Below are 24586 nucleotides of genomic sequence, written 5' to 3'. Positions count from 1 at the left end.
ATCAACGACTCACAGCAATCGCCTGGTTGTTCATGATACGCGGAGTGAGAAATACCAGCAGCTCGGATTTTTTCTCCGACACCACGTCACGCCGGAAAAGGCGGCCAAGATACGGCACATCGCCAAGAAATGGCACTTTATCTACAACCTTGCTTTGGGTATTGGAGAAAACCCCACCGATGACGATGGTCTCGCCATCTGTGACCAGGACCTTGGCATTGACCTCGTTCTTCTTGATCGGCGGCACATCCTGAACCTTGTTCAGGTAGTCCGGCTCATCCTTGGTGACCTTGACGTCCATGATGATGCGATTGTCCGGGGTGATCTGCGGCGTCACCTCAAGAGACAGCGAGGCTTCCTTGAACGACACCGAAGTGGCGCCACTGGAACTGGCTTCCTGGTAGGGAATTTCGGTGCCCTTGAGAATCCTCGCGGTTTCCTTGTCGGAGGTGACCACCTTGGGCTGGGACACGATTTCACCGTTGCCGGTCTTCTCCATGGCGGTCAGCTCCAGGTCCAGCAGCACGCTGTCAGTGATGTAGGCAATGCCGAGGCCCGAGGTGTTGGCCGTGACACCCAGATCGACGAAAGGCGAGTTGCTGCCACTGCTGCCCGGGGTGCCGATGGTCGAAGAGCCTTTGGCGCCGCCCTGCACCCCGGAAGCATTCCAGTTGCCCCTGTTTTGCACCGAGCCGCCCCAGCGCACGCCCAGGCTCTTGTCGTAGTCGATGTTGGCCTCGACGATTCGCGCCTCGATCATCACCTGACGCACCGGGACGTCCAGCTGAATGACCATGCGCCGCAGCTCATCGAGGCGCTCCTGGGTCTGGTAGGCAATGATGTTGTTGGTGCGCTCATCCACGGTGATGGAGCCACGTTCGCCAGCCTTCTCCTCGGTACCGGTCACGGACTGGAACAGCCTGGCGATATCCGCAGCCCTGGCGTAATTGACCTGCAGCAGATCCCGGCGCAAGGGCGCCAGGTTTTCCAACTGCTTCTGCAACTCCAGCTCCTGGCGCTCGCGGGCCGCGATCTCATCCGCCGGAGCCACCAGCAAAACGTTCCCGACCTTGCGCTTATCCAGCCCCTTGGTCTTGAGTACCAGATCCAGAGCCTGGTCCCAAGGCACGCTCTGCAAGCGCAAGGTGATATTGCCTTGCACGGTGTCACTGGCCACCAGATTGAGCCCGGTGAAATCGGCGATCAGTTGCAGCACCGCGCGCACCTCGATGTCCTGGAAATTCAGCGAAAGCTTTTCACCGGGCAGACGCGTTGCGCCCTCACCTGAAACGCCAATGTTTTCCGGCTCAAGCGGGGGGCTGCTGGCAAATCGATTGTGCTCTTCAGAGGCGAAGGCCCTGAGCGCGGTGGCGCCAACCAGCGATGCCAGCAGCACTATCCATAGCACCACACCGAAGGCTGAAACAGTCCTGTTCATTTTGCAGATTCCACTTAAGAGTGTTTTTTCAGAGACAGTGTTCGCGGCCGCTCCTGCCAGGCTCCCGCTCCATCGGCGACAATTTCCACCACGTCCACGCGGGACTCGCTGATGGCCACGATCCGACCCTCGTTTCGCCCCAGGTAATCACCGACCTGCAAGGGAAAGACACCGCCTGCGCTGCGCAACAGCGCAAAGCGGCCGGAGGCACGGGACAGAGTCCCGACCATTTGCAACTGCTCGATATCGAAGCCCTCAAGATGTTGCCGGACCCGCCGCGAATTGGGCCGGACAGCACTAGCGCCCTGTCGAGCAGTGATCTGCTCGACTCTTTGGGGTGGCTGAAATGGGCTGCGCAGCGCGCTGGCGCCATAGGTGACCGAGGGGTAGGAGCGCATGACCGGAGGCGGATCAATCGCCCCCGGTGATTGCAGGTGCACCTCACTCATGTAGGCATCCAGGTCGGCAAAGTCAGCGCCACCTTCACATCCCAGCAGTGCCACACAGAAACAACCGAATACCCAGCAACGCGAACCGATCATGAGTGAGGCTCCCGACTGTCATACCTGTAGGTCCGCGCCTCGATGCTCATGCGCAGTTGTGTGGAATTGCCCCTGTCCACGGGCTTGATCTGAAAATCATGCAAGGTGACGACTCTCGGCAGACCGGCGACGCCACTGACGAAAGTCGCCAGGTCGTGATAGGCACCAGTGACCGCGATCTGAATTGGCAGCTCGACATAAAACTCCCGGACCACCTCCGGTTGCAGCTTGATCTCCTCGAACGCCAGGCTGCTGTCCTGCCCCATGCGACTGATGTCTTCCAGCAGTCCTGGGACCTCGGTCTCGCTGGGCAACTGGCGCACCACCAGAGAGAAGCTGTCCTGCAGGGCCCCAAGCTGCTCACGGTAGCGCTCAAGATTGGCGACCTTTCCAGCTTTGTCAGCGAACTGCAGCTTGAATCGATGCTCCTCCCGGCGCAGTTGCCCCAGCGTCTCCAGATGCGGACTCAGGTAAAAGCTATAGCCCGCCACCTGGGGCAGTAGCAGAAGCAAGACCGCCAGCAGCGCCTTGATCGGCCCGGGCCAGCAACCGAGGTTGCTCAGTTCCAGCTCCCGTAGATCGGTACTACGCAACTGCGCCAACCAATGTCCCAGGCTCATCGCGGGGCCTCCTGCGGCAGCAAGGGCATCCACCCAACGTTGAGCCGAAACAGATTGCCCAACCCCTGATCCGCCGCCACAACATGCTTTACCTCGGTCAGACTGGGTGCGGCAAACCCCTCGGCGGACTGCAGATTGCGCATCAACTCGGACACCCGCTGATTGGACTCCGCGGCCCCACTAATGCTCAGGCTCTGCCCCAGCAGACCCACCTCGGTAAAGTACAAGCCAGCGGGCAGGCTGCGGGCCAATTGCTGGAAAATCCGCACACTGGCCGAGCGACTGCCTTGCAGGTCCTCAATGATCCCCATGCGCTCCACCAGTTGCTGACGCTGGACCTTGAGTTGGTGAATGGTGGCAATTTGGTTATCCAGGCCAGCCGTCGCCTGCCTCAGATATTGGTTGCGAGCCTGTTGCCGACCGATCAGCCGGTCGATGCAGGCATCGGCCAGGAGCACAAGCCCTACGCCCAGCACCAGCATTGCCGCCAATGCCTGGAGGAAACGTCGGCGACGCAACGCTCGTGCGGCCTCGCGCCAGGGAAGAAGGTTGATGCCGGCCATCAATCAAACCCTCGCAGGGCCAGACCGCAGGCACGCAGCAGGTACGGCGCCTGTTCAGCAAGCGCTCGGGCATCCACATGGGGAGCAATGGACATGCTGACAAACGGATCGGCGATGACTGTGACGATTCCCACTTGTTCTGCTAGCCGACCATCAAGACCGGTCAAGCGGCTGCCGTCACCGGCCAGCAGCAACCGCTCAACAGGCTGTTGTTGCGGCGACTCGGCAAACAGTTGCAAGGAACGATGCGCCTGCTGCAACAACGCTTGCTCGAACGGCCGCAGCGTGTCCTCGGCACAACCTTGGGGCAAACAGCCCTGGCGCTCGGCCAGCAACGCCTGATCCAGGGTCAGCGCGTAGCGGCGCTCCAACGCCTGGGTCAGCTGTCGACTGCCAAACAACTGCTCCCGGCTATAGATGATTCGCTGGCCGTGCATCACGCAGAACGTGGTCATATCTGCACCTATGTCCAGTAGCGCCACGGCCAAGGGCGATGCAGACGGCAACGACTCTGTCAGCATTGCCAGACAACGCTGCAGGGCAAGGGGCATGGTATCCACCACCCTTGGCGTCAGGCCTGCCAAGGTCATTGGCGCTTCCAGGGCTTCGACATCCTCGTTGCGACAGGCCACCAGCAGCACCTGAACCCGCTGGGGATCACCGGGCACGGCGCCCTGGACCTCGAAATCAATGGCCACGTCCTCCAGGGGATACGGAATGTACTGGGCCGCCTCCAGCTGGAGCTGATGTTCCAGCTCATCGTCGCCGAGCCCGGCCGGCATCTCGATCAGCTTGCTGATCACTGCCTCGCCCGACACCGCCACAGCCACATCCCGGCGACGGCTGCCGCTCTTGAGCCAGGCCCGGGACAACACCCTGGCCAGCGCCTCGGGATCGGCCCCGAACGGGTCCGAAGCCAGGTCTTCCCTGGCATAGGCCTCGACTCGATAGCTGCGCCGCTGGTGACTCAGAGCCAGAAGCGTGACCGATGTCGCACTGATGTCGATCCCCAGCAGGGAACCCGACTTTTTGCTGAAGAGTCCAAGCACGATCATTTCCCTATGAGTATCCGTAACTTACGAACTTCCTGAGCTCAATTGCACTCGTTCGCCACGTCTTGACAGACGGGCAAATGACGCTCTCGGCGGAAAATGCTTATAATGCGCAGCGTTTTTTTCCGCTTTCCTGCTGCGTAGGTCGGTCCCTGAATACCTTGAATGCCCTGACGCCTAATTCATTCCTTTCTCTGGAAATCCAAAAGCCTTGATTCGTCTGCTGAAGTTTTTCGGGTGGTCCATCGTCGCTGTGTTCTGCGGGCTGCTTCTCGCCCTCTCCGGTGCGTTTCTCTATCTTAGTCCCGGCCTTCCCTCGGTTGAGGCCTTGAGAAGTATCCAGTTGCAGATTCCTCTGCGGGTGTACAGCAGCGACGGCAAGTTGATCGCAGAATTTGGCGAAATGCGCCGTACCCCTATACGTTTCGCCGAAATTCCCCCCAACTTCATCAATGCGTTACTAAGTGCTGAAGACGACAACTTCGCTAACCATTACGGAGTTGACCCCAGCAGCCTGATGCGCGCTGCGACCCAATTGGTCAAGAGCGGACACATCCAGTCCGGCGGCAGCACCATCACCATGCAGGTGGCAAAAAACTTCTTCCTCAGCAGCGAGCGCAGCTTCTCGCGCAAGACCACCGAAATCCTCCTGGCCCTGCAGATCGAGCGGCAGTTGACCAAGGACGAGATCCTCGAGCTGTACGTCAACAAGATCTATCTGGGCAACCGCGCCTATGGCATCGAGGCTGCGGCCCAGGTGTATTACGGCAAGTCCATTCGCGACGTGAGCCTGGCGCAGATGGCGATGATCGCCGGCCTGCCCAAGGCCCCATCGCGCTTCAACCCCCTGGCCAACCCGGCGCGCAGCAAGGAGCGTCGTGACTGGATCCTGGGGCGCATGTACAAGCTCGGCAAGATCACCGAAGCGGCCTACACCGAAGCCATCAACGAGCCGCTGAACGCCAGCTATCACGTGCCGACACCGGAAGTGAGCGCGCCGTACATCGCCGAGATGGCCCGTGCCGAAATGGTTGGCCGCTATGGCAGCGACGCTTATACCGAAGGTTTCCGAGTCACCACCACGGTGCCCAGCGATCTGCAGGAAATGGCCAACACCGCGGTCCATGAAGGCTTGATGACCTACGACCAGCGCCACGGCTATCGTGGGCCTGAGTCCCGCCTGCCAGGCAAGACTCAGGCGGCCTGGGCCACCGAACTGACCAAGCAGAGGACCATCAGCGGCCTGGAACCGGCAATCGTCACCCAGATCGAGAAGAACGGCGTACAAGTGCTGACTCGCAACGGCGAGGAGCACGTGGCCTGGGACACCATGAAATGGGCCCGGCCGTTCCTCAACACCAACAGCATGGGCGCCGTCCCTCGCCAGCCGGCGGACGTGGCTCAGGTCGGCGACCTGATTCGCGTACAGCGTCAGGCGGACAATTCGCTGAAGTTCAGCCAGATTCCGGTCGCCCAAGGCGCCTTGGTGACCCTGGACCCGAAAAACGGCGCGATCCGTGCGCTGGTGGGGGGCTTTGCCTTCGAGCAGAGCAACTACAACCGTGCGATGCAGGCCAAGCGCCAACCCGGCTCGAGCTTCAAGCCGTTCGTCTATAGCGCAGCCCTGGACAATGGCTACACCGCGGCCAGCCTGGTCAATGACGCCCCGATCGTGTTTGTCGATGAGTACCTGGACAAGGTCTGGCGTCCGAAGAACGACACCAACACCTTCCTCGGCCCGATCCGCATGCGTGAAGCGTTGTACAAGTCGCGCAACCTGGTATCGATCCGCCTGCTACAGAGCATGGGTGTGGACCACACCATCGACTACATCAGCAAGTTCGGCTTCAACAAGCAGGACCTGCCGCGCAACCTGTCCCTGGCACTGGGCACCGCGACCCTGACGCCCATGGAGATCGCCACTGGCTGGAGCACCTTTGCCAACGGCGGCTACAAGATCACCCCATACATCATCGACAAGATCGAAAGCCGCAACGGCGAGATGCTGTTCAGCGCCAACCCGCCCAGCGTCCCCACCGGGGATACCACCAGCAGCGGCATTGCGGCGCCGGAACACAGCTTCACGGTCAATACCGTGGCGGGCGAAAATCCGATCCAGGCCCCCGTGCAGACCCCCGCGGTCGCCGAGCGGATCATCGACGGGCGCACCACCTACATCCTCAACAGCATGCTCCAGGACGTGATCAAGCTGGGCACCGGACGCCGGGCCCTGTCCCTGGGCCGTACGGACCTGGCCGGCAAGACCGGTACTACCAACGAATCCAAGGACGCTTGGTTCTCCGGCTACAACGCTGACTACGTGACCACCGTGTGGACCGGCTTTGACCAGCCGGAAAGCCTGGGACGCCGTGAGTACGGCGGCACTGTGGCTCTGCCGATCTGGATTAACTTCATGGGCGCCGCCCTCAAGGACAAGCCGGCGCACACCCAGGCGGAGCCGGAAGGCATCCTCAGCCTGCGGGTGGACCCGGTCAGCGGCCGCGCGGCCACCCCAGGCACACCGAATGCCTATTTCGAGCTGTTCAAGAGCGAAGACACTCCGCCCTCAGTCAACGAGCTGGGCAATGGGGTCGCTCCGGGCAGCCCGTTGCCGGCGGACGAGGCGGCACCGATCGATCTGTTCTAGGTCTGCTGGGGCCGACTGGCCAGCGCAGGTCGATGGGTGTCTTACCTGGTTTATCGGCCTCTTCGCGGGCGAGCCCGCTCCTAAGGCAAGGCCATGACAGGGCGCAAAGCGCCCACAAAAAAGCCCCGGCTCGCGAGAGCCGGGGCTTTTTGCATGACGCTACAACAGCTTAGCCGTTGAACACATCATCCACGCTTTTGAGCGGGTAGTTCTTCGGATACGGCAGGGTGGCAACGCCGGTCTCGATGGCAGCCTTGGCCACGGCATCGGAGATCACGGTGATCAGGCGGGCATCCATTGGCTTCGGAATGATGTACTCACGACCGAATTCCAACTTGATGCCGCCGTAGGCGTCGCACACTTCCTGAGGCACTGGCAGCTTGGCCAGTTCACGCAGGGCGTTGGCTGCAGCGATCTTCATTTCTTCGTTGATGCGCTTGGCGCGAACGTCCAGGGCACCACGGAAGATGAACGGGAAGCCCAGAACGTTGTTCACCTGGTTCGGGTAGTCCGAACGGCCAGTGGCCATGATCACGTCATCACGGGTGGCGTGAGCCAGCTCTGGAGCGATTTCCGGATCAGGGTTCGAGCAGGCGAACACGATCGGGTTCGGCGCCATGGACTTCAGGCCTTCAGCGCTCAGCAGGTTCGGACCGGACAGACCCACGAACACGTCGGCGCCTTGCAGGGCATCGGCCAGGGTGCGCTTGTCGGTAGCGTGGGCAAACACGGCCTTGTACTGATTCAGGTCGTCACGGCCGGAGTGGATCACACCGGTACGGTCAACCATGAAGATGTTCTCGATCTGCGCACCCATGCTCACCAGCAGTTTCATGCAGGAGATGGCGGCAGCACCGGCACCCAGGCAGACGATCTTGGCGTCGGACAGGGTTTTGCCAGCGATTTCCAGGGCGTTGATCATGCCGGCTGCGGTCACGATCGCGGTGCCGTGCTGGTCATCGTGGAAGACCGGAATGTCGCACTGCTCGATCAGAGCGCGCTCGATCTCAAAGCACTCTGGGGCCTTGATGTCTTCCAGGTTGATGCCACCGAAGGTGATGGAGATGCGCTTGACGGTGTCGATGAAGGCTTGCGGGCTTTCGGAGTCGACTTCGATGTCGAATACATCGATGCCGGCGAAACGCTTGAACAGTACGCCCTTGCCTTCCATCACAGGCTTGGAGGCCAGTGGGCCGAGGTTACCCAGGCCGAGAATCGCGGTGCCATCGGAAATGACGGCAACCAGGTTGCCTTTGCCGGTGTACTTGTAGGCCAGTTCCGGATCGCGAGCGATTTCGCGTACCGGTTCGGCTACGCCGGGGCTGTAGGCCAGCGCCAGATCACGAGCGGTAGCAGTGGCCTTGGTGAGCTCGACACTCAGCTTTCCTGGACGAGGATTGGCATGATATTCGAGAGCGGCAGTTTTCAAATCAGACATGTGGGCATTCCGCTTTTTACTGTTGGACAGACGGACCGCCGAGGATACGCGTGTCGCATAGTCCCTACAAGACTGCCCAGTCACCCCTGTCAAGGCCTGTAGCGTACGACTTTGGGCCAAGAGCCACGGTGCACAAGGCTTTCAACTGTTCACAATCCAATTAAAAAATGTCTACAATTTTTCTTTATCAGAGACGTCTGACCATAGAAGTGTCGGTCACTGACAACATCCAGCGCGCCCCACCCGATGTGGAACCCTCTCGACGCGAGCGCTCCACCACCCAGCCGCGAGCCTCGATTCGCTGCCCCGAAAGCCCCTTGAGCCAGCGACGATCAAAACGCTCCAGGACATTGGGTGCAATGCGCAATACAACCGCGCCCCGCAATGTGATCCAAACACCCCCGCGATTGCGCTGCACCTTGCTCACACGCCCTTCAAGCACGACAAAACCCGAACCGCGGATCTGCTCCGCTTTCAGTACAGGTGAACGCCGCCAGAGCCCCAGCCCGGCTCGGCGCGCATGGTTTTCAGCGGCTTGCTGACAAGCCACCAGGGCGACGTTCGGCGCCAGTGCAATCTGGTAGGCCAGCCCTTCAGCGATCAAGCGCGCCTCAAAGTTGATGCCATTGGCACCATAGACATGAGCCAGCGTCCGGCCATAGCGATCACGCCGCTCACGCCCGGGCAACAAACCGACTCGACCACCACTCTGCGTCACCAATTGCTGCAAGCGTTGCCGCGCCGCCACCGCGAAAGGCTCGGCCGACCGCCCTTTAGCGGCCAGCTCCGGCGCATTGAGGCCGATCATGCGTACGCTGCGGCCATCCTTGAGGCGCAGCGTGTCGCCATCCACCACCCGCTGCACGGTTGCAGGAATCAGTCCCTTCGGTACCGGGCAAAACGCCTCGGCGGTGGTCAGCCAAATCGCAGACACAAAAAAGGCGCCCACTAGGGACGCCTTTTTCATCAGCGAGGAAAGTCGGTAACGGCTTTCCAGAACGATCAGCCTCAGGCCTTTTTCGTTGCGCCGAAAGCACCGAAGCGCGACTTGAACTTGTCGACACGACCGCCAACGTCCAGAGTCTTTTGCTTACCGGTGTAGAACGGGTGGCACTCGTTGCACACGTCCAGGCTCAGAGGCTTGGCCAGGGTGGAGCGAGTTTCGATGACGTTACCGCAGCTGCAAGTGGCGGTAATGGCTTCGTATACTGGATGGATATCGGCTTTCATGGTGTATTCCTCAGGCTAGCGTGCCGCCACCCAACACTATTGTTGAATACCGCACGAATTAGGGCGCGAATTCTACCAGACCCCGTCAATCGCGCAAGAGATCCTGACTGCACTCCATCAGAAAAACCCCGAGCAGCCTTGACAGCACCCGGTTTGCCGTTCCGTAAGCGACGACGGCCGTCCCGGCACAGCTCAAAGGTCGCAGGAACCGGAGCCGTACACGCTTGTGCAGGACACTCCAGAGCGCCTCTGTTAGGCTCCGGGGCTTATTTACTGTCCGCTCAACGAGATTTTCCCGCGTGCCCGACGCCATCCTGCGCCTCGCCCTGCCTTCGCCCCTGCGCCGCTTGTTCGACTACCGTGCACCCGCCGGCGTGCTGCGCGCCCAGCTGCATCCGGGCATGCGCCTGCGGGTGCCGTTCGGCCGTCGGGAAATGATCGGCATTCTGGTGGAAGTGGCGGATCACAGCGAAGTCCCGGCCGAGAAACTCAAGCCGGCGCTGGCCTTGCTGGACCCCACCCCGCCACTGCCACCCGCCCTGTTCAAGCTGTGCCTGTGGACCGCCCAGTATTATCAGCACAGCCTGGGCGACACCCTGAGCTGGGCGCTGCCGGTGCTACTGCGCCAGGGAGAGCTGGCCGAGGCCCGCCAGGAGCGTTTCTGGTCGATTGCCCCTGGCGCCCGCCTTGATGACCCACGCATCGCCCGTGCCCCGCGCCAGCGTGAAGCCCTGGCAACCCTGGCCCAGCATCCCCATGGCGTGCCCCATGCATTGCTGAGCAAGCTGATGCTGAGCAAGGACAGCCTGGATCTGCTTCTGGCCAAGGACCTGGTGCAGGTGGAAGTACGCAAGCACGCTCCGGGCGTGCGCCACGAACACTGGCTGGCCCAGCCCGAGTTGCCGCTCAACAGCGAGCAGCGCGCCGCCTACGAGGCCATCCGCGCCGGGTTCGACAGTTATCACGCCTTTCTCCTGGCTGGCGTCACCGGCAGCGGCAAGACCGAGGTCTACCTGCAACTGATCCGCGAAACCCTGGAAGCCGGCAAGCAGGCACTGGTGTTGATCCCGGAGATCAACCTGGGGCCGCAAACCCTGGCGCGCTTCGAGCAGCGCTTCAACGCACGCATCGCCCTGCTGCACTCGGCGGTCAATGATCGGGAACGCCTGGACGCCTGGCTCGCGGCCCGGGATGGCGAAGCCGATATCATCATCGGCACCCGCTCGGCCCTGTTCACCCCGATGAAGAATCCCGGGCTGATCATCATCGACGAGGAGCACGATGGCTCCTATAAACAGCAGGAAGGCCTGCGCTACCACGCCCGGGACCTGGCGCTGGTGCGGGCACGCCAGGAAAACATCCCGATTGTCCTGGGCTCGGCCACCCCATCCCTGGAAAGCCTGCACAACGCCTACACCGGTCGCTATGGCCTGCTGCGCCTGAACGAGCGGGCCGGTGGCGCCAAACAGCCACGCTTCCTGCGCCTGGATGTGAAGAGTCGCCCCTTGGACAGCGGTATTTCAGGCCCCATGCAACAAGCCATCGGTCAGACCCTGGCCGCCGGGCAGCAAGTGCTGGTGTTTCTCAACCGCCGGGGCTTCGCTCCGACCCTGCTCTGCCATGACTGCGGCTGGATGTCTGAATGTCAGCGCTGCGATGCCCGGATGACCGTGCACCAGCGCTCCGGCGAGTTGCGCTGCCACCATTGTGGCCACGTCGAGCGCGTGCCCCGGCACTGCCCGCAATGCGGCAAGGTCGACCTGCGCCCCGTGGGCGCCGGAACCGAGCGGGCCGAAGAACGCCTGGGGATCCTGTTCCCCGACTACCCGGTACTACGGGTGGACCGCGACAGCACCTCACGCAAGGATGCGATGAACCAACTGTTCGCCACCATCCAGAAAGGTCATCCGTGCATCCTGGTGGGCACCCAGATGCTGGCCAAGGGGCACCACTTCCCCCGGGTCACCCTGGTATCGATCCTCGATGCCGACGGCGGCCTGTTCTCCGGCGACTTCCGTGCCAGCGAGCGCATGGCGCAACTGATCGTCCAGGTGGCCGGGCGCGCGGGACGCGCCGAAGAACCGGGCAAGGTGATCATCCAGACTCACCTCGCCGACCACCCGCTACTGGTGCAACTGACCGAACAGGGCTACTTCGCCTTTGCCGAGCAGGCCCTGAGCGAGCGCCGCGCCGCCGGCCTGCCACCCTTCGCCCATCTGGCGCTGCTGCGGGCCGAAGCCCACAAGCCGGGCCAGGCCGAAGGTTTTCTGGACGAAGCCTGCAGCGAAGCCGAGCGCTTGCTGGCGGAACAGAACCTGGGCGGCATCGAACTGTTGGGCCCGGTGCCGGCGCCGATGGAGCGGCGCGCCGGACGTTACCGTGCACAATTGCTGCTGCAGGCCAACGCCCGGGCACCGCTGCACCGGCTACTCAGCAGCTGGCTGCTGGTGCTGGAGCAAATGCCCAGCGGGCGCCAGGTGCGCTGGTCGCTGGATGTGGACCCGGTGGATTTGTATTGATCAATATCGCGTCTTTGCGAGCAGGCCGGCTCTCACGATAGATAGCAACCCACCCACAAGAGCAGGCTCGCCCGCGGACGGGACCCAGTAGCCACCACCGATCCCTCAGCAGCCCTCTATAGTTGGCAAGCCCGCTTCAGCAACGGATAATGCCCAGTTTTTCCACCCGCGCACCGAAGCGCCGCCGCGCCAGCGGTCGAACGAGAAGACCATGAAAGACACCATTCGCCAGCTCATCCAGCAAGCCATCACCCAACTCGTCACCGAAGGTGTGTTGCCAGAAGGCCTGACGCCGGCGATCCAGGTCGAAAACACTCGCGACAAGACCCACGGTGACTTCGCCAGCAATATCGCCATGATGCTGGCCAAGCCCGCCGGCATGAAGCCTCGCGACCTGGCGGAAAAAATCATTGCCGCATTGCCGGCCCATGAAGACCTGAGCAAGGCAGAAATCGCCGGCCCGGGCTTCATCAACTTCTTCCAGAACACCCAGGCACTGGCCGCGCGCCTGGACGCCGCCCTTGGCGACGAACGCCTGGGCGTGCGCAAGGCCAGCCCGGCACAACGCACCGTGGTCGACATGTCGGCGCCAAACCTGGCCAAAGAGATGCACGTCGGCCATCTGCGCTCCACCATCATCGGCGACGGCGTGGCGCGGGTCCTGGAGTTCCTCGGCGATACCGTGATCCGCCAGAACCACGTCGGCGACTGGGGCACCCAGTTCGGCATGCTGATGGCCTACCTGGAAGAAAACCCGATCACCAGCGACGAACTGTCCGACCTGGAGAACTTCTACCGCGCCGCCAAGCAACGCTTTGACGAATCCGAAGCCTTTGCCGATCGTGCCCGCAGCCTGGTGGTCAAGCTGCAAGCCGGCGATCCGGACTGCCTGGAGCTGTGGACCAAGTTCAAGGACATCTCCCTGTCCCACTGCCAGAAGATCTATGAGCTGCTGAACGTCAAGCTGACCATGGCCGACGTCATGGGCGAAAGCGCCTATAACGACGACCTGATCAATGTGGTCAACGACCTCAAGGCCAAGGGCATGTTGGTGGAGAGCAACGGCGCCCAGTGCGTGTTCCTCGACGAGTTCAAGAACGCCGAAGGCGAACCGCTGCCAGTGATCATCGTCAAGGCCGACGGCGGCTACCTGTACGCCACCACCGACCTGGCCGCCGTGCGCTACCGCAGCGGCAAGCTCAAGGCCGATCGCGCCCTGTACTTCGTCGACCAGCGCCAGGCCCTGCACTTCCAGCAAGTGTTCGCCGTCGCCCGCAAGGCCGGCTTCGTGACCCATCCGATGGAAATGGAGCACATGGGCTTTGGCACCATGAACGGCGCCGACGGCCGTCCGTTCAAGACCCGCGACGGCGGCACCGTAAAACTCATCGACCTGCTGACCGAAGCCGAAGAACGCGCCTACGCCCTGGTCAAAGAGAAAAACCCGCAACTGCCGGAAGCCGACCTGCGCAGCATCGCCAAGGTGGTGGGCATCGACTCGGTGAAATACGCCGACCTGTCCAAGCACCGCACCAGCGACTACAGCTTCAACTTCGACCTGATGCTCAACTTCGAAGGCAACACCGCCCCTTACCTGTTGTACGCCTACACCCGCGCCGCCGGTGTGTTCCGCAAGCTGGGCAAGGACTTCAGCGAAGTCGGTGGCCAGATCGAACTGCACGCGGCCCAGGAACTGGAGCTGGCGGCCAAGCTGGCGCAGTTCGGCGAGATCCTCAACAACGTCGCCGACAAGGGCACGCCGCACATCCTCTGCACCTACCTGTACGACGTGGCCGGGCTGTTCTCCAGCTTCTACGAGAACTGCCCGATCCTGGCGGCCGAGACGCCGACGCAGATGCACAGCCGCCTGCGCCTCACCGAACTGACCCGTCGCACCCTCAAGCAAGGTCTGGAACTGCTGGGCCTCAAAGTCCTGGAGCAAATGTAAGTTGGCTGCCAAGAAAAAACCTGCACCCAAGCGTGGCGCCAGCCGTTACCAGGCCCCGGCCAAGAAGCCGATTCCGGGCTGGTTGTGGCTGGCCATCGGCCTGACCATTGGCGCCTTCATCGTATTCCTGATGAAGCTCGAACCAGGCAAGGGCGGCGACAGCGTCAAGCGCGAGAAGATCGAACAGCAGAAAGCCAGCAAGATCGCCGAGGCCAACAAGACCCCGCCGAGCCCGCAGCAACCGGTGAAGCCCAAGTACGACTTCTATACCCTGCTGCCGGAATCGGAAGTGATAGTGCCGCCCGAGGCCGTGCCGGAGAAAACCCTGCCGACGCCGCAAGTGCCACCGGTGCCTACCACCCCGGTGACCCCGGCGGAAGCGGCGAAGATCGACACCGCCAGGGCCCAGGCGGCCCTGGCCGGCATCACCCCACCGCCAGCGCCACCGGTGGCCAAGGCGGCGCCGGTGACCAAGTTCTTCCTCCAGGCCGGCTCGTTCCGCAAGCAGGCCGATGCCGACAAGGTACGGGCGCAGATCATCCTGCTGGGCCAGTCGGTGGCGGTGGAATCCGGCACGGTGAAGGACGAAACCTGGTACCGGGTATTGGTGGGGCCGTTCAGCAACCGTGAACAACTGACCGTGGCCCAGAAACAACTGGCCGGCGCCGGCTTCAGCAACCTGCTGTTACAACAGCGCCAGAGCCGCTAAGCCGACGGCTACACGATTGATTGCGAACAAGCCCACTCCTGCACAACGCGCGGTAGGAGCGGGCTTGCCCGCGAAGCGCTTGCAGCTTGCAACAAAGACCGCCGGTCCCCCGCTACAGCCTCCAGTTGAAAAACGCTCAGCCACCCCCATATGAGTTTCCATCAGGGCACTTTCGCCCCGCTGTGTGGAGACTTCCCCTTGACCACCATCGTTTCAGTCCGCCGCCACGGCAAAGTCGTCATGGGCGGCGACGGCCAGGTATCTCTCGGCAACACCGTGATGAAAGGCAACGCGAAAAAAGTCCGTCGCCTGTACCACGGCCAGGTGATCGCCGGTTTTGCCGGGGCCACCGCTGACGCCTTCACCCTGTTCGAACGCTTCGAAGGCCAGCTGGAGAAACATCAGGGTCACTTGGTGCGAGCCGCTGTTGAACTGGCCAAGGAATGGCGCACCGACCGCTCCCTCAGCCGCCTGGAAGCCATGCTGGCTGTCGCCAACAAGGACGCTTCCTTGATCATCACCGGCAACGGCGACGTGGTTGAGCCCGAAGACGGCCTGATCGCCATGGGTTCCGGTGGCGCCTACGCCCAGGCCGCAGCCAGCGCCTTGCTGAAGAAGACCGACCTGTCGGCCCGTGAAATCGTCGAGACCGCCCTGGGTATCGCCGGCGACATCTGTGTATTCACCAACCACACTCAAACCATCGAGGAGCAGGATCTCGCGGAATAAGCCTGTTACGGCGCTCGCGCCACGGCATTCATTCTTGCTTGAGGACCGCCAATTACTATGTCCATGACACCCCGCGAAATCGTCCACGAACTCAACCGCCATATCATCGGCCAGGACGATGCCAAGCGCGCCGTCGCTATCGCTCTGCGTAACCGCTGGCGCCGCATGCAGCTACCGGCCGAGCTGCGCGTTGAAGTAACCCCCAAGAACATCCTGATGATCGGCCCGACCGGTGTTGGCAAGACCGAAATCGCCCGGCGCCTGGCCAAACTGGCCAATGCCCCCTTTATCAAGGTCGAAGCCACTAAATTCACCGAGGTCGGCTATGTCGGCCGCGACGTTGAATCGATCATTCGTGACCTGGCCGACGCGGCGATCAAGATGTTCCGCGAACAGGAGATGATCCGGGTTCGCCACCGCGCCGAAGACGCCGCCGAAGAACGCATCCTCGATGCCCTGCTGCCACCGGCACGCACGGGTTTTGGCGGCGATGAAGCGCCAGCCCAGGACTCCAACACCCGCCAGCTGTTCCGCAAGCGCCTGCGCGAAGGCCAACTGGACGACAAGGAAATCGAGATCGAAGTGGCGGAAATCAGTGGTGTCGACATCTCTGCGCCACCGGGCATGGAAGAAATGACCAACCAGCTGCAAAGCCTGTTCGCCAACATGGGCAAGGGCAAGCGCAAGAGCCGCAAGCTCAAGGTCAAGGAAGCGCTGAAGCTGGTGCGCGACGAAGAAGCCAGCCGCCTAGTCAACGATGAGGAACTCAAAGCCAAGGCCCTGGAGGCCGTCGAGCAACATGGCATCGTGTTCATCGACGAGATCGACAAGGTGGCCAAGCGCGGCAATTCCGGCGGCGTCGACGTGTCCCGCGAAGGCGTACAGCGCGACCTGCTGCCGCTGATCGAGGGCTGCACCGTCAACACCAAGCTGGGCATGGTCAAGACCGACCACATCCTGTTCATTGCCTCCGGCGCCTTCCACCTGAGCAAGCCCAGCGATCTGGTGCCAGAGCTGCAAGGCCGCCTGCCGATCCGTGTGGAGCTCAAGGCACTGTCGCCAGAAGACTTCGAGCGCATCCTCAGCGAGCCCCATGCTTCGCTGACCGAGCAGTACCGAGAGCTGCTGAAGACCGAGGGCCTGAATATCGAGTTCCTGCCCGACGGCATCAAGCGCCTGGCGGAGATTGCCTGGCAGGTCAACGAGAAGACCGAGAACATCGGTGCCCGTCGCCTGCACACCCTGCTCGAGCGCCTGCTGGAAGAGGTGTCGTTCAGCGCCGGTGACCTGGCCAGCGCCCATAACGAAGAGCCGATCCGCATCGATGCTGCCTACGTCAACAGCCACCTGGGCGAATTGGCGCAGAACGAAGACCTGTCCCGTTATATCCTGTAAGCCTTCACTACCCACGTAGGAACCGGCCTGTAGGCGATAGGGCCAAACCCGATCGCCGACAGGCCGGCTGCTACCGGAAGGACTACAGGTCATGAGCAAACTCCCCACCGGCATCAACCTGCATAAAGCCTCGAAAACCCTGACCCTGACCTATGGGCCAGACGAGGTCTATCAGTTGCCCGCAGAATTCCTGCGGGTGCACTCCCCCTCCGCCGAGGTCCAGGGCCACGGCAAACCCATCCTCCAGTTCGGCAAGCTAGGCGTGGGCCTGAGCAAGGTTGAACCGGCTGGCCAGTACGCACTGAAATTGACCTTCGATGATGGCCATGACAGCGGATTGTTCACCTGGGAATACCTGTATCAGTTGGCGCTGCGCCAGGACGATCTGTGGAACGATTATCTGGCGGAGCTCAAAGCCGCCGGAAAAACCCGCGATCCGAATCAGTCCGTCATCAAGCTGATGCTCTAACTCAAGCCTCCGACTGTTTAGAGGGCATTTTCTAATTCCATCTGTTTGAATGCTGGGCTGTATGGCCAATGAATGGCCTGCTTGCGAAAAAAATTAAACTCGGGTAACCAATGGAGCTGGCAAGTTCCCTGCAGAGTTTTGCGAGCCTGTAAGGCAGCGGTGCGCAATTAACGGTCACCCGAGCAGTAGTACCTGGCATCGTGCTGTGTGACTGCACAGCAGGTCCGGTACTCGTCTCAGGACAATGGAGCGTCGTAGATGAGTAACAAGAATAACGATGACCTGAAACGCCAAGCCTCGGAAAACACCCTGGGGCTCAATCCGGTCATCGGCTTGCGTAGAAAGGATCTGCTTACCTCTGCTCGAATGGTGCTTGCCCAGGCCATCAAACAACCCATCCACAGCGTCAAGCACGTTGCGCATTTCGGCCTCGAACTGAAGAACGTGATGTTCGGCAAGTCGACGCTGCAACCGGAGAGCGACGACCGTCGCTTCAACGATCCGGCCTGGAGCCAGAACCCGCTGTACAAACGCTACCTGCAAACCTATCTGGCATGGCGCAAAGAGCTCCACGACTGGATCGGCGACAGCAGCCTGTCGGAGCAGGACATCAGCCGCGGCCACTTCGTGATCAACCTGATGACCGAGGCCATGGCCCCGACCAACAGCGCGGCCAACCCTGCCGCAGTCAAACGCTTCTTCGAAACCGGCGGCAAGAGCCTGCTGGACGGCCTGTCCCACCTGGCCAAGGACCTGGTGCACAACGGCGGCATGCCCAGCCAGGTGAATATGGACGCCTTCGAAGTCGGCAAGAACCTGGGCACCAGCGAAGGGGCTGTGGTGTTTCGCAACGATGTCCTGGAACTGATCCAGTACCGGCCGATCACCGAGCAGGTGCATGAACGCCCACTGCTGGTGGTGCCGCCGCAGATCAACAAGTTCTATGTCTTCGACCTCAGCCCGGACAAGAGCCTGGCGCGGTTCTGCCTGCGCAACAATGTGCAGACCTTCATCGTCAGCTGGCGCAACCCCACCAAGGCGCAGCGGGAATGGGGCCTGTCCACCTATATCGAGGCCCTGAAAGAGGCCGTCGACGTGGTGACCGCGATCACCGGCAGCAAAGACGTGAACATGCTCGGTGCCTGCTCCGGCGGCATCACCTGCACGGCCTTGCTGGGCCACTATGCAGCGCTGGGGGAGAAGAAGGTCAATGCCCTGACCCTGCTGGTCAGCGTGCTCGATACCACCCTGGATACCCAGGTAGCCCTGTTCGTCGACGAGCAGACTCTGGAAGCGGCCAAGCGCCACTCCTATCAGGCCGGCGTCCTCGAAGGCCGGGACATGGCCAAAGTGTTCGCCTGGATGCGCCCCAACGATCTGATCTGGAACTACTGGGTCAACAACTACCTGCTGGGCAATGAGCCGCCGGTGTTCGACATCCTGTTCTGGAACAACGACACCACCCGCCTGCCTGCCGCGTTCCACGGCGACCTGATCGAGATGTTCAAGAACAATCCGCTGATCCGCCCCAATGCACTGGAAGTGTGCGGGACGCCGATCGACCTGAAGCAGGTCACGGCCGACATTTTCTCCCTGGCCGGCACCAACGATCACATCACCCCGTGGAAGTCCTGCTACAAGTCGGCACAACTGTTCGGCGGCAATGTGGAGTTCGTGCTGTCCAGCAGCGGTCATATCCAGAGCATCCTCAATCCGCCAGGCAACCCGAAAGCGCGTTACATGACCAGCAGCGATATCCCTGCCTGTCCCGATCAGTGGCAGGAAAACTCGGTCAAGCACACCGACTCCTGGTGGTTGCACTGGCAAGCCTGGCAAGCCGAGCGCTCGGGCGAACTGAAAGCGGCACCCAGTGTTCTGGGCAACAAGAAATACCCAGCCGCCGAGGCTGCACCGGGGACCTACGTCCACGAACGTTGAGCCCAGGTAGTAAACGACGCGGCGCCAGGAGGTGCCGCCAAGCCCTATTCTTGGTACGAGGCCTGGCCTCAGGAAATCCGGAGGACGCCCGGGAAGGCGCCTCCAATGGTTCAATTCACAGGGCTACGGCATGCCACACTCTTTCATCTTCCGTACCGTTGATCTGGACGGCCAGACCATCCGCACTGCGGTACGCCCCGGCAAGCCTCACTTGACGCCGCTGCTGATCTTCAACGGTATCGGCGCCAACCTGGAGCTGGTGTTCCCCTTCGTCCAAGCCCTGGACCCGGACCTGGAGGTCATTGCCTTCGACGTCCCGGGGGTTGGCGGCTCCTCGACCCCAAGCCGGCCTTATCGTTTCCCGGGCCTGGCCAAGCTGACCGCACGCATGCTCGATTACCTGGACTATGGCCAGGTCAACGCGGTGGGCGTTTCATGGGGCGGGGCCCTGGCCCAGCAATTCGCCTACGACTACCCGGAGCGCTGCAAGAAGCTGGTGCTGGCAGCCACCGCCGCCGGCGCTTTCATGGTCCCCGGCAAGCCCAAAGTGCTGTGGATGATGGCCAGCCCGCGGCGCTACGTGCAGCCCTCCCACGTAATGCGCATCGCCCCGCTGATCTACGGTGGCTCCTTCCGCCGCGACCCGAACCTGGCCGCTGAACACGCGGCCAAGGTGCGCTCGGCCGGCAAGCTGGGCTATTACTGGCAGCTGTTCGCCGGCCTGGGCTGGACCAGCATTCACTGGCTGCACAAGATCCGCCAGCCGACCCTGGTGCTGGCCGGTGATGACGATCCGCTGATCCCCTTGGTCAACATGCGTATGCTGGCCTGGCGAATTCCCAACGCCCAGCTGCACATCATCGATGACGGCCACCTGTTCCTGATCACCCGGGCCGAGGCCGTTGCCCCCATCATCATGAAGTTCCTCCAGGAGGAACGACAAAGGGCAGTGATGCATCCGCATCCCCAACCTTTGCGTCCCGTGAAGTAAAAGATACCTGTCGACAGGATCGTCGCGCGCAAGAAGGGCCAGGACCGACTATGTTGTCTGTCTTGGATTGGTCTGCTTGTTAGTGGTTTGACGAAGGAGTGTTGACTCATGCAAGACAAACCTGCGCAGGGCTCGCTGCCCTCCCCCGCAGCCTATATCAACGCACAGAGTGCGATCACCGGTCTGCGCGGCCGGGATCTGCTTTCCACGTTGCGCAGCCTCGCGGCCCACAGTCTACGTAATCCGTTGCACAGCGCCCGTCATACCTTAGCGCTGGGCGGCCAGCTGGGACGCGTGCTGCTGGGGGAAACCCTGCACAAACCCAACCCCAAGGACAACCGTTTCGCCGACCCGGCCTGGACCCTCAACCCTTTTTACAAACGGGGTCTGCAGGCTTACCTGAGCTGGCAGAAGCAAGTCCGGAACTGGATCGACGAGAGCACAATGAGCGAGGACGACCGGGCCCGGGCACACTTTGCCTTTTCCCTGCTCAATGACGCCGTGGCGCCCTCCAACACCCTGCTCAACCCGTTGGCCCTCAAGGAGATTTTCAACACCGGTGGCAACAGCGTAGTGCGCGGCATCAGCAACCTGGTGGATGACCTGCTGCACAACAACGGATTGCCCAGCCAGGTGACCAAACACGCCTTCGAAGTCGGCCGGAACCTGGCCGTAACCCCGGGTTCGGTGGTGTTTCGCAATGAATTGCTGGAACTGATCCAGTACAGCCCCATGAGCGAAAAACAGTACGCCAAGCCAGTGCTGATCGTGCCGCCACAGATCAACAAGTACTACATTTTCGACCTCAGCCCGGCCAACAGCTTCGTTCAGTACGCGCTGAAGAACGGCCTGCAGGTGTTCATGATCAGCTGGCGCAACCCGGACGTGCGCCATCGCGAATGGGGCCTGTCGAGCTATGTGGAAGCGGCCGAAGAGGCACTGAATGTCACTCGCGCCATTACCGGCAGTCGGGAAGTCAATCTGGTGGGCGCCTGCGCTGGCGGCCTGACCATCGCCGCCCTGCAAGGCCACCTGCAGGCCAAGCGGCAACTGCGCCGGGTTGCCAGCGCCACCTACCTGGTGAGTCTGCTGGACAGCCAGCTGGACAGCCCGGCCACCTTGTTTGCCGATGAGAAAACCCTGGAGGCAGCCAAGCGTCGCTCCTACCAGCAAGGGGTGCTGGACGGCCGCGACATGGCCAAGGTGTTTGCCTGGATGCGCCCCAACGACCTGATCTGGAACTACTGGGTCAACAACTACCTGCTGGGCAAGGAGCCGCCGGTCTTCGACATCCTGTACTGGAACAACGACAGCACCCGCTTGCCCGCCGCCTTGCACGGCGATCTGCTGGACTTCTTCAAGCACAACCCGCTGAGCCACGAGGGTGGACTGGAAGTCTGCGGCACACCGATCGACTTGCAGAAGGTCACGGTGGACAGCTTCAGCGTGGCCGGGATCAACGACCACATCACGCCCTGGGACGCGGTATACCGCTCGACCCTGCTGCTAGGAGGCGAGAAACGTTTTGTACTGTCCAACAGCGGGCACGTGCAGAGCATCCTCAACCCACCAAGCAACCCCAAGGCCAACTACGTGGAGAACCACAAGCTCAGCAGCGACCCTCGAGCCTGGTACTACGACGCCAAACACGTCGACGGTAGTTGGTGGAGCCAATGGCTGACCTGGGTTCAGGAACACTCCGGAGCGCAGCGGGAAACCCTGACCACCCTGGGCAACCAGAACTACCCACCGATGGAGGCTGCTCCAGGCACCTACGTGCGCGTGCGCTGAAGACACTTTGCACCACGACTCCGCCGCTGGAGTCGTACCCCTCAATGGACCGACAAGAAGTCAGGATGAAGACCCGCGACCGGATACTCGAATGTGCCCTGCAACTGTTCAACCAGAAGGGCGAGCCCAATGTCTCCACCATGGAGGTGGCCAATGAAATGGGGATCAGCCCCGGCAACCTCTACTACCACTTCCATGGCAAGGAACCTCTGGTGCTCGGCTTGTTCGAGCGTTTCCAGAACGAGCTGACACCGCTGCTGGACCCTCCGTCCGATGCCCAACTGGCGCCGGAAGACTATTGGTTGTTCCTACACTTGATTGTCGAGCGCCTGGCCCACTACCGCTTTCTGTTCCAGGACCTCTCCAACCTTGCGGGACGCCTGCCGAAACTGGCCAAAGGCATTCGCAATCTGCTCAACGCCCTCAAGCGCACCCTGGCTTCCCTGCTGGCTCGGCTCAAGGCCCTAGGCCAACTGGTCAGCGGCACCCAAGCCCTGGGCCAGCTGGTGGAACAGATCACCATGACCTTGCTGTTCTCACTGGATTACCAACGGATTCTCGATCGCGAAGGCGAAGTACGCCTGGTGGTCTACCAGATCATGATGCTGGTGGCGCCGCACCTGCTGCCACCGGCAAAACTGGCCACGGAACAGATGGCCCTGCGTTACCTGGATGAACAGGGGTAGCCGATGGCTCCCCAATAAAAAACGCCCGACCTTCGCAGGCCGGGCGTTTTTTGTGTGCCTGATGTAATCAGGACTGGCTGCTTGGCGTCACTGGAGTTGGCGCTGCAGTCGGAGTTACAGCCGGGGCAGGCGCTGCGGCGGAATTCGCCGAGTTGGCCGAGGCCACTGGTGCCGCAGTTGCAGGCTTGGCTGCTGCAGCGGGCTTGGCTGCTACAGGCTTCTTGGCTACAGGCTTCTTGGCTACAGGCTTTTTCGCCACGGCCGGCTTCGCAGCGGGTTTGGCCGCTGGCTTGGCGGCAACGGGCTTGGCGGCGGGTTTGGTTGCCGGTTTGGCGGCCGCTGTTTTCGCTGCTGGCTTGGCGGCAGGTTTTGCGGCGGCCTTGACTGCCGGTTTGGCGGCAGGCTTGGCCAGTGGTTTGGCAGCAGGTTTTGCCGCCGGTTTGGCGGCAGCGGTTTTGGCCGCAACCGGCGCGACCTTGGCACCTGTGAGTTTCTCGATCTGCTTGGTCAGGGTATCGACCTTGTCGTGCAGCGCCTTGACCTCATTGCGGCTCGGTACGCCCAGACGCGAGATGGCACTGTTCAAACGCTTGTCGAAAGCGCCTTCCAGTTCATCCCACTTGCCCAGGGCGCGGTCCTTGACGTCGCTGATGCGCGACTTGGCGGAACTTGCGGAGTCTTTGGCAGCATCCACTTTCTTGCCAACTACGCTCTTGGTCAGTTTCTCGGCTTTCTCACCGTCCTTGACCAGTGTCTCGAAAAGCTTGCTGCCGTCAGAGTCGATTTTCGAGTACACGCCTAAACCAGCAAGCCAAATTTTACGGGAGTACTCTTCGACTTTCCCGATCCACGAGCTGCCTTCTTTTTCAGTATTCTTTTTACCAGCCATCCCGTTCTCCTTAATGTTTACGCGCGACACGTTCGAGCAACGCCGTCAGCTCATCGAGCTTAGCAGAGAGTGTCTCAACGTCATGTTTAGACGGAATGCCGATACGATTCAAGGCACTGGCGACGCGCGTGTCAAAAGCCTTCTCGACTTTATCCAGTTGCACTTCGACTTTGCCTTTAAGAGTGCTGACATCCCCTTTAACGCTATCAATCTGACTGTTGGCAGCTTCAAGTTGTTCAGTGACAACTTTTTTGCCTTTCTTTTCAACGGATTGACCAGCCTTGATCAACTCCTGGAAGTAGTCGCTGCCTTCCTGGCCAACTTTGGCGTAGGCACCCAGGCCTGCCAGCCAGATCTTGCGGGCATAGGATTTGACTTCGCTCAGAGCAGTTGATTGAACATCAACTTTTTTCTTCAGAATTACTTTGGCCATGGTGCACCTCACGCGCAGAAGGTTTGAGGAACTGCCCTCGGAAAGAGGACCTGAGGCACAACCTAAAGAGAAAAATTAGAATCGGCACCCTAACGAATGTCATCAAATCATGTAGGAGCCTGCTGGCCGGCGAGGCGCTTTGCCTGGCACCGTTGCCGTGCCTGCGATGCGCCGACAAGCCGGCTCCTGCGGGTGGACTCAGGTCAGGGCCTTGTCCAGGGCCTTTTCGATTTCCGACTTGATGGTGCCGCTCATGGCGGACATCAACAGCCCCAGTTCCACATCGATACGGATCGATTCTTCGCCCACATGCACCGCGCCTTTGACGCCTGAGCGCTTGAGATTCAGGGTATCCCCTGCCCATTGCGGCTCCAGGCCATACTGATCGGCGAGTTTCTGCGCCAGTTTGTCAGCCTTTTCACGGGCCACCTGCTTACCCAGGCCATGGGCACGTTCAACACTAATACGGGCCATTGAAGGACTCCTGCTGTTTCGGGACTTGCCTGAAGCATCTTGACCCTGAGTGCGTCAAAACGTCCCGGCGGATCGCTATCTTACA

At 61.3% G+C, this 24586-nt stretch carries 21 protein-coding genes and 1 pseudogene; 11 read left to right on the top strand and 11 right to left on the bottom strand.

Going from position 1 to position 24586, the window contains the following annotated elements:
- Window position 1: 1 nt before the first annotated feature.
- The 5 genes and pseudogenes from LOY69_RS02200 to LOY69_RS02180 form a co-directional block, all read right to left on the bottom strand.
- Window positions 2-1261: pseudogene (locus LOY69_RS02200) on the bottom strand (type IV pilus secretin PilQ); the annotation flags it as partial.
- A 191-nt stretch (window positions 1262-1452) separates the two neighbouring features.
- Window positions 1453-1980 (bottom strand): pilus assembly protein PilP, encoded by a 528-nt coding sequence (locus tag LOY69_RS02195; RefSeq protein WP_102882083.1) that lies wholly within the window; start codon window positions 1978-1980, stop codon window positions 1453-1455.
- Entirely contained in the window at window positions 1977-2600 is a 624-nt protein-coding gene (locus tag LOY69_RS02190; RefSeq protein ID WP_265074078.1) for a type 4a pilus biogenesis protein PilO, read from the bottom strand. The genes LOY69_RS02195 and LOY69_RS02190 overlap by 4 nt, the downstream gene beginning before the upstream one ends.
- Window positions 2597-3163 carry a PilN domain-containing protein gene (locus tag LOY69_RS02185; RefSeq protein ID WP_110595393.1) on the bottom strand — a complete coding sequence of 189 codons (567 nt, stop codon included), beginning with the start codon at window positions 3161-3163 and terminating at the stop codon, window positions 2597-2599. The genes LOY69_RS02190 and LOY69_RS02185 overlap by 4 nt, the downstream gene beginning before the upstream one ends.
- On the bottom strand, window positions 3163-4212 hold the full coding sequence (locus LOY69_RS02180) for a pilus assembly protein PilM (protein WP_265074077.1): 1050 nt from the start codon (window positions 4210-4212) through the stop codon (window positions 3163-3165). Before LOY69_RS02180 ends, LOY69_RS02185 begins: the two co-directional genes overlap by 1 nt.
- A gap of 217 nt (window positions 4213-4429) precedes the next feature.
- Here LOY69_RS02180 and LOY69_RS02175 point away from each other — a divergent pair, with 217 nt between their 5' ends.
- A complete protein-coding gene (locus LOY69_RS02175; RefSeq protein ID WP_180988481.1) occupies window positions 4430-6862 on the top strand; it encodes a penicillin-binding protein 1A in 2433 nt (810 codons plus the stop codon).
- 169 nt (window positions 6863-7031) lie between these two features.
- On the opposite strand, the gene LOY69_RS02170 is transcribed toward LOY69_RS02175, so the two are convergent.
- From LOY69_RS02170 to rpmE, 3 genes are all read right to left on the bottom strand, one after another.
- Window positions 7032-8300 carry a malic enzyme-like NAD(P)-binding protein gene (locus LOY69_RS02170; RefSeq protein WP_102862798.1) on the bottom strand — a complete coding sequence of 423 codons (1269 nt, stop codon included), beginning with the start codon at window positions 8298-8300 and terminating at the stop codon, window positions 7032-7034.
- 187 nt (window positions 8301-8487) lie between these two features.
- Window positions 8488-9267 carry a thermonuclease family protein gene (locus LOY69_RS02165; RefSeq protein WP_123391504.1) on the bottom strand — a complete coding sequence of 260 codons (780 nt, stop codon included), beginning with the start codon at window positions 9265-9267 and terminating at the stop codon, window positions 8488-8490.
- 41 nt (window positions 9268-9308) lie between these two features.
- Window positions 9309-9530: a 50S ribosomal protein L31 gene (gene rpmE, locus LOY69_RS02160; protein ID WP_011058815.1), complete on the bottom strand. Its 222-nt coding sequence runs from the start codon at window positions 9528-9530 to the stop codon at window positions 9309-9311.
- 299 nt (window positions 9531-9829) lie between these two features.
- On the opposite strand from rpmE, the gene LOY69_RS02155 reads away from it, so the two are divergent.
- The 10 genes from LOY69_RS02155 to LOY69_RS02110 all read left to right on the top strand — a co-directional run bounded on the left by LOY69_RS02155 (window position 9830) and on the right by LOY69_RS02110 (window position 22705).
- Complete coding sequence (locus LOY69_RS02155; protein WP_221809859.1) at window positions 9830-12049, top strand: primosomal protein N'; 2220 nt, start codon at window positions 9830-9832, stop codon at window positions 12047-12049.
- A gap of 211 nt (window positions 12050-12260) precedes the next feature.
- Window positions 12261-13997 (top strand): arginine--tRNA ligase, encoded by a 1737-nt coding sequence (argS, locus tag LOY69_RS02150; RefSeq protein WP_102882089.1) that lies wholly within the window; start codon window positions 12261-12263, stop codon window positions 13995-13997.
- Window position 13998: 1 nt separating this feature from the next.
- On the top strand, window positions 13999-14706 hold the full coding sequence (locus LOY69_RS02145) for an SPOR domain-containing protein (RefSeq protein WP_016962745.1): 708 nt from the start codon (window positions 13999-14001) through the stop codon (window positions 14704-14706).
- A gap of 198 nt (window positions 14707-14904) precedes the next feature.
- On the top strand, window positions 14905-15435 hold the full coding sequence (hslV, locus tag LOY69_RS02140; protein ID WP_003186641.1) for an ATP-dependent protease subunit HslV: 531 nt from the start codon (window positions 14905-14907) through the stop codon (window positions 15433-15435).
- 57 nt (window positions 15436-15492) lie between these two features.
- Window positions 15493-16830, top strand: coding sequence for an ATP-dependent protease ATPase subunit HslU (gene hslU / locus LOY69_RS02135; RefSeq protein ID WP_110595389.1), 1338 nt, complete (start codon window positions 15493-15495; stop codon window positions 16828-16830).
- Between the two features lie 91 nt (window positions 16831-16921).
- A complete protein-coding gene (locus LOY69_RS02130; RefSeq protein WP_102862793.1) occupies window positions 16922-17299 on the top strand; it encodes a gamma-butyrobetaine hydroxylase-like domain-containing protein in 378 nt (125 codons plus the stop codon).
- 258 nt (window positions 17300-17557) lie between these two features.
- Entirely contained in the window at window positions 17558-19237 is a 1680-nt protein-coding gene (phaC, locus tag LOY69_RS02125; RefSeq protein ID WP_102862792.1) for a class II poly(R)-hydroxyalkanoic acid synthase, read from the top strand.
- 130 nt (window positions 19238-19367) lie between these two features.
- Complete coding sequence (phaZ, locus tag LOY69_RS02120) at window positions 19368-20228, top strand: poly(3-hydroxyalkanoate) depolymerase (RefSeq protein ID WP_102862791.1); 861 nt, start codon at window positions 19368-19370, stop codon at window positions 20226-20228.
- A 108-nt stretch (window positions 20229-20336) separates the two neighbouring features.
- Window positions 20337-22019 carry a class II poly(R)-hydroxyalkanoic acid synthase gene (gene phaC, locus LOY69_RS02115; protein ID WP_110595388.1) on the top strand — a complete coding sequence of 561 codons (1683 nt, stop codon included), beginning with the start codon at window positions 20337-20339 and terminating at the stop codon, window positions 22017-22019.
- Between the two features lie 65 nt (window positions 22020-22084).
- Window positions 22085-22705, top strand: a complete 621-nt coding sequence (locus LOY69_RS02110; RefSeq protein WP_102862789.1) for a TetR/AcrR family transcriptional regulator — start codon at window positions 22085-22087, stop codon at window positions 22703-22705.
- Between the two features lie 67 nt (window positions 22706-22772).
- Here LOY69_RS02110 and LOY69_RS02105 read toward each other — a convergent pair whose 3' ends face one another.
- The 3 genes from LOY69_RS02105 to LOY69_RS02095 form a co-directional block, all read right to left on the bottom strand.
- Window positions 22773-23594, bottom strand: a complete 822-nt coding sequence (locus tag LOY69_RS02105) for a phasin family protein (protein ID WP_265074076.1) — start codon at window positions 23592-23594, stop codon at window positions 22773-22775.
- 10 nt (window positions 23595-23604) lie between these two features.
- A complete protein-coding gene (locus LOY69_RS02100; protein WP_102862787.1) occupies window positions 23605-24027 on the bottom strand; it encodes a phasin family protein in 423 nt (140 codons plus the stop codon).
- 198 nt (window positions 24028-24225) lie between these two features.
- Window positions 24226-24501: a polyhydroxyalkanoic acid system family protein gene (locus LOY69_RS02095; protein ID WP_102862786.1), complete on the bottom strand. Its 276-nt coding sequence runs from the start codon at window positions 24499-24501 to the stop codon at window positions 24226-24228.
- Window positions 24502-24586 lie beyond the last annotated feature (85 nt).

Origin of the sequence: Pseudomonas sp. B21-059 (genome assembly GCF_026016285.1) — a bacterium.
GTDB classification, from domain to species: Bacteria; Pseudomonadota; Gammaproteobacteria; order Pseudomonadales; family Pseudomonadaceae; genus Aquipseudomonas; species Aquipseudomonas danubii.
Note: the sequence above shows the minus strand (reverse complement) of the source record. Positions and strands in the feature narration are given on the sequence as shown.

Bases quoted from the DNA above. Each gene is read 5' to 3' on its own strand.
- LOY69_RS02165 (WP_123391504.1), bottom strand. From the start codon at position 9,267: ATGAAAAAGGCGTCCCTAGTGGGCGCCTTTTTTGTGTCTGCGATTTGG.
- LOY69_RS02185 (WP_110595393.1), bottom strand. From the start codon at position 3,163: ATGGCCGGCATCAACCTTCTTCCCTGGCGCGAGGCCGCACGAGCGTTG.
- LOY69_RS02195 (WP_102882083.1), bottom strand. From the start codon at position 1,980: ATGATCGGTTCGCGTTGCTGGGTATTCGGTTGTTTCTGTGTGGCACTG.
- LOY69_RS02130 (WP_102862793.1), top strand. From the start codon at position 16,922: ATGAGCAAACTCCCCACCGGCATCAACCTGCATAAAGCCTCGAAAACC.
- hslU (WP_110595389.1), top strand. From the start codon at position 15,493: ATGTCCATGACACCCCGCGAAATCGTCCACGAACTCAACCGCCATATC.
- phaZ (WP_102862791.1), top strand. From the start codon at position 19,368: ATGCCACACTCTTTCATCTTCCGTACCGTTGATCTGGACGGCCAGACC.
- LOY69_RS02095 (WP_102862786.1), bottom strand. From the start codon at position 24,501: ATGGCCCGTATTAGTGTTGAACGTGCCCATGGCCTGGGTAAGCAGGTG.
- rpmE (WP_011058815.1), bottom strand. From the start codon at position 9,530: ATGAAAGCCGATATCCATCCAGTATACGAAGCCATTACCGCCACTTGC.
- argS (WP_102882089.1), top strand. From the start codon at position 12,261: ATGAAAGACACCATTCGCCAGCTCATCCAGCAAGCCATCACCCAACTC.
- LOY69_RS02170 (WP_102862798.1), bottom strand. From the start codon at position 8,300: ATGTCTGATTTGAAAACTGCCGCTCTCGAATATCATGCCAATCCTCGT.
- LOY69_RS02110 (WP_102862789.1), top strand. From the start codon at position 22,085: ATGAAGACCCGCGACCGGATACTCGAATGTGCCCTGCAACTGTTCAAC.
- LOY69_RS02190 (WP_265074078.1), bottom strand. From the start codon at position 2,600: ATGAGCCTGGGACATTGGTTGGCGCAGTTGCGTAGTACCGATCTACGG.
- LOY69_RS02100 (WP_102862787.1), bottom strand. From the start codon at position 24,027: ATGGCCAAAGTAATTCTGAAGAAAAAAGTTGATGTTCAATCAACTGCT.
- phaC (WP_102862792.1), top strand. From the start codon at position 17,558: ATGAGTAACAAGAATAACGATGACCTGAAACGCCAAGCCTCGGAAAAC.
- LOY69_RS02105 (WP_265074076.1), bottom strand. From the start codon at position 23,594: ATGGCTGGTAAAAAGAATACTGAAAAAGAAGGCAGCTCGTGGATCGGG.
- phaC (WP_110595388.1), top strand. From the start codon at position 20,337: ATGCAAGACAAACCTGCGCAGGGCTCGCTGCCCTCCCCCGCAGCCTAT.